Origin of the sequence: Chitinophaga sp. (assembly GCF_036569125.1) — a bacterium.
Classification (GTDB): domain Bacteria; phylum Bacteroidota; class Bacteroidia; order Chitinophagales; family Chitinophagaceae; genus Chitinophaga.
On record NZ_DATCRF010000792.1, the window covers coordinates 1 to 5,222 of the forward strand.

At 48.5% G+C, this 5,222-nt stretch carries 3 protein-coding genes; 1 reads left to right on the top strand and 2 read right to left on the bottom strand.

Annotation, left to right across the window (positions count from 1 at the left end):
* Together VIM87_RS29145 and VIM87_RS29150 are read right to left on the bottom strand one after the other, a co-directional pair.
* Positions 1 to 2,062: ABC transporter permease (locus VIM87_RS29145; RefSeq protein ID WP_332000388.1), on the bottom strand; the 2,062-nt coding region annotated here is incomplete at its 3' end.
* Between the two features lie 120 nt (positions 2,063 to 2,182).
* A complete protein-coding gene (locus VIM87_RS29150; RefSeq protein WP_332000389.1) occupies positions 2,183 to 4,705 on the bottom strand; it encodes a phosphocholine-specific phospholipase C in 2,523 nt (840 codons plus the stop codon).
* 300 nt (positions 4,706 to 5,005) lie between these two features.
* Here VIM87_RS29150 and VIM87_RS29155 point away from each other — a divergent pair.
* On the top strand, positions 5,006 to 5,222 hold a 217-nt coding region (locus VIM87_RS29155; protein WP_332000390.1), incomplete at its 3' end, for a hypothetical protein.

Genomic DNA, 5,222 nt, shown 5'->3' on the forward strand with positions numbered 1-5,222 from the left:
GCACATCATCATACATCTGTGCAAAACGTTCGTCCAGGAAGTTATAGCGGAAAGGCTGGTTAGGGGCAAAGCTTTTCCAAACACCGGTGATGGTGCTGATCATCTTAGCCATATCGGCCGTATGTACTTTTACAGATACAATGGTAGGGCTGTTACCCAGCGTCATACAAAGTCCGCCCACCTTACCACGCATGGATTCAAAATTGAAATCCGCCACAATTCCGATCACCTGGTAACGGCCATTGCCGGCATTCATAATGCGCTGGCCAAGCGGATCCTCTTTCCCGGGGAATAACTGTTTTGCCAGGGTTTGATTGATGATAACGGCCTGTGAATCCGTTGGCATGTCTTTGGAAAAATTACGGCCGGCCACCAGGTGCATCCCCATCGTAGCCAGGTAATCATGATCCACCTGCCAAACCTGTCCAAACACCGGCATATCAATCTTGATCCTGCCATCTTTCCAGAGGCTGTTACCATTACGTTTGGTATTGGACACCGGTAAAAAGTCGCTCACCGCCACATGCGCTACATTGGGCAATCGCTGCAGCTCACTCTTAAAGGTTTGTACCTTATTACCCAGGGTATGCGCACCCTGTATCATCACCACCTGCTCCTTATCAAAACCTATCTTACGGTGAAGGATAAACTGCATTTGCCGGTAGATAACCACCGTACCAATGATCAGGATAATGGAGGTGGCAAACTGGAACACTACCAGGATGCTTCTCAGATTGGAATTTTTAGTGCCGCGGCTAATACTGCCTTTCAATACCTGCATAGGCTGAAAGGATGAAAGATAAAAAGACGGGTAAATACCTGCCAGCAGGCCAATGGCCACAGCAGCCACTAACAGCGCAGGCGCCAGCCACCACTCATGCCAGGGAAATACCAGCGTTTGTGCGGCCAGCTGATTGAAATAAGGCAATAGCATCCAGGCCAGCAGGCTGCCCAGTATAACAGACAGGAAGCTGTATAAAAAAGATTCTGTAAGGAACTGCTGTACCAGGCTGCTGCGGAATGCGCCGATCGTTTTTTTCAGGCCTACCTCTTTAGCGCGGTTGGCTGAACGGGCAGTAGAAAGGTTAATGAAATTTATACAGGCAATCAGCAGTATGAAACAGGCAACAGCACCAAACAGCCATATAAAACGTATATCGCCGTGGTTCTGTATGCTGTCTGAAATATCATGGGAACGGAGATGAATATCACTTACCGGTTGCAGGCCTATGCGCAGCTCCAGGGTTTTACCCAGACGGTCTATATCCTTGTTACCAGCCTGCCTCATAACAGGGATATAATATTTCTGCAACAGATTATCGCCGATCCTTTTGCTCAGCTGTTGAGCATCCGTGCCCGGGCGCAGCCGCACATAATTATCATAGTTGCTGGACATCCAGTTAGTTTGCTCACCGTTCCAGAACGATACGCCGGAAAGGGTTAACAGGAAATTATACTGCAAATGGGAATTGGACGGCAGGTTTTTCATTACGCCTGTTATGCGGTAAGCGTAATCGTTATTATCATTCAGCAGCATCACCTTCCCGATAGGATCTTCATGCGGAAAATATTTTTCCGCCATCCGCTGGGAGATCACCATGGTCTTAGGTTCATCCAATGCATGCTTAGCATCTCCGGCTACCAGCGGCCATTGAAAAATATTCAGCAGCTGCTGATCTAGGTAGGTAAACCCTTCTTCATACGTATTTTCCACCTTATCGGCCCGCCGCAGCTGGTTGCTGCCTGCGCCGGTGAACAGGCGGTTGGACATTAAACGCCCCGCTTCTTCAATCTCCGGGAAATCATCTTTTAAAGAACGGGCAAACGGCGCGGGGAAGGATACGCCTTTTTCATCCACCCCATTATCAATAGATTCGCCTACTACCCGGTAAATACGGTCAGCATTGGGATAAGACCGGTCATAGCTCAGCTCATGCTTTATGTACAACGTGATCAGCAAACAGGCTGCAATACTTAATGCAAACCCGCCTATCTTGATGACGGTGTACATCTTTTGCTTCAATAATTGTCTTACGGCAATTTTAAAGTAGTTCTTCAGCATGGGAAGCATTTAACCCGGCATTGTACAAAGTAAATGCCTGCCTGTGCGTTACCTGAAAATCAATACATTAATAGGCCGGAAACATAGAAAGCTGTCCGTTTCCGGACAGGCAATGTCCGCTTACACCCTTCCCATCAGCGGATCGGTAAAGCCGGGCTTACCGGTTTCTACGCGGCCGGCATATCTTTTTTCAAAACCAGCATGCCCTTTTATTTGCACACTGCAATCGTACCAGCCATGGCTTTTACCAAGGTCCAGCAGCAGGGTTTTTGTTTGTCCCGGCGCCAGCTCCTGCGTGCGTGTACCGGTTTTATAGGCATTATCAATTATGCTTATGGTATATTTTTCCTTACTGTTGTTCTGCAGGTGCAATGCTACATTCCCGGTGAGCTTAGCTGCCGCCTGCTGGTACTGGCAGCTTACCTGTAATAACGGATCCTGGCTGCTACCGGTAAACTCCCGGAAGAAACCATTGGGCCCATGTACCTGCAGATGATACTGCCCGTTCTCAAAATCTTCCAGGGTCCAGGTATCCTGCAGCTGCTCACCGGCAGCTACGCCGTAAGACCATACCCGCATATCTTCCGTTTTATATTTACCCGGTGCATACACCAGGAAAGGTGCGCCGGCAGCCGTTTTACCAAATACTTCCTGTTTGGCGGCCAGGTGAATGCCGAACGATCTTTTATCACCGCTCAGCTGCCCTTCCACATACAGCTCATAGGGCAATACACAGGCATGGCGGATGCCTTTTTCCTGCTGCATACTGTTTATCAGCAAAGGGTTGCGTTTCACCTGCGCTATATCAGCGGCGGTAAATGATCTGTATCCCTGCGGCAGTCCTTTGAACTGCGCCTTATGTACACTTTCAATAAATGCCTCTTTTTCTACCACGGCAGGCAGCTCTATTTTTTCGCCGTTATACGGGCGGAATACGGATGACAGGTCACCGCACACCGCTCTCCGCCAGCTGCTGATATTTGATTCTGTTACCGCTTTGCCGGTTTTGTGCTGCAGGAATTTTTCCAGGAACTGTAAAGAGGAAGTGTGGTCAAACACCTGCGAATTTACCCATCCCCCACGGCTCCAGGGCGAAGCAACTACCATGGGTACACGGTAACCCAAGCCAATGGGGCTCTCCCGTTTATGCTCCTGCGGCAAATAAGTTTTGCGCTGCTCCTGTTCCATACTTACAAATTCCACACCCGCATCCGTTCCCTGAGAAACCTTGCCGGTGGCGGGGTTCTGCGGGTCGGGCGCTACAAATGGCGGTACGTGATCAAAGTAGCCGTCATTCTCATCATACGTAAGCACAAAAATGGTTTTCTTCCATACTTCCGGGTTTTGCGTAAGAATGTCCATTACTTCGGATACATACCAGGCGCCATACCAGGCGGCGCCGGGGTGGTCTGAAAAGTTTTCCGGCGCCACCAGCCAGGATACGGTGGGCAAAGCGCCGTTCTTCACATCTTCCCGGAACTGGTACAGCACATCGCCTTTGGGCACGGTTACTTCCCGGGCAGTATCCCCATCCTGGTAGCTAAGCGTGGTAAGCTCTCCAAAATGCGGATCTTTATGATTGGCGCAAAATGCTTTCTCATGCAGGTTCTTATCGTGCTGAGAAAGCTGTGCATATTTTTCGCGGGTATATAGCTTTTGATCTGCCTGCACTTTTTGCAGGGTGGCCTTTTTTTCTTTCAGCTGCTTTTCCAGCCTGGCGTGGTTAGCATCTGCAGCCGGTAATGCAGCCAGCTGTTTTTCCAGCTCAGCTATTTCACCCGGTAAGGTGGCTACACTTTTTTCCAGGTAAGTAATGTAGCGGTTAGAGAGCTTTACATTATACTGTGTAAAGAACTCAATGGGATTATCTGTGAAGTTGGCCAGCCACGCGTCTTTTTCGCCGGTGAAGCCGCCGTCCACGCTAATATCGTTCTGATAAATTTTCCAGGAAATACCGTTTTCTTCCAGCCTTTCCGGATAGGTTTTATAATTCTGCATGCTGTCATAATCCGCTTCCTCATTCCATACCAGCGCATTGGATTGGTTATTTTGTTCCGCGCGGATAGTACCGGTCCAGAAGTATAAACGGTTAGGCGTAGTACCGGTAAGGGAAGAGCAGAAGTGCTGGTCGCACACGGTAAAAGCATCTGCCAGTGCGTAGTAAAAGGGAATATCCTGCCGGGTATAATACCCCATGGTCAGCGGCATCTTTGCATATTCCGTGTGTCCGGATTCTTTTGCATCCAGCCATTTATCGTACTTACCATTGTTGCGGGCATCTACCTGGTTGCTCCATGCATGCGGCAAAGAGCCCATCCAGGTAACTTTTGAATCCTTTATATCCAAACGGAAAGGGGCATATGTTTCACCGGCAGCATTGGTTTGCAGCCATACCGGTTTTTTATCGGGCAGGTTTATAGCACGGGGATCATTAAAGCCACGTACGCCCTGCAGGCTGCCAAAGCAGTGATCAAAGGAGCGGTTCTCCTGCATCAGGAATACAATATGTTCTGCATCCAGGAAAGTAGTGCCGGGCGCGGGGTTAATGGCTAATGCTTTCTGTACGGAAGCGGGCAATGTGGCAAAACCGGCTGCACCGGAAAGCAGCGCAGCCTTTTTAATAAAATCCCTTCTGGAATCCATAGCGGTACATGATTGTTATGCTATAAAAGTATAGAACATATTATAAATCAGTAGCGTCAAATGAGATTTAAAGAGAAAATAATATAGCCTCATGGTAATGCTCATCCATGAACAGCTTGGCGGCAACAATACGCTGATAGAGATCTTCAGGAAGCTGCATAAAAAGGTTTGTTATTCAAATGTAAGGATTGGGCTTCATTTTTAAACAGGAGAGGTAGGCTGAACAACTGTAACTAATTTTTATTATATTCAATGCCGGTTCTGTAGCAGTGAACGTCAATCAAACCTTTTCTACTATCCATGCAGGAATTTATTCTTTTGATCTGGCAGGATGATACCCTGCTTTCAGATCAGCAACAGCAGGCGCGCAGCCAGCAGCTTAACCGCTGGATCCGGGACCTTTCACAGCAACAGCTGTTTGTTACTGCGCACACTTTCTGGGACTATGGGTATACCGTTACCGGCGAGGCTGACAGGCCGTTGCGGAACATTAACCCTATCAGGGGCAATATGCAGA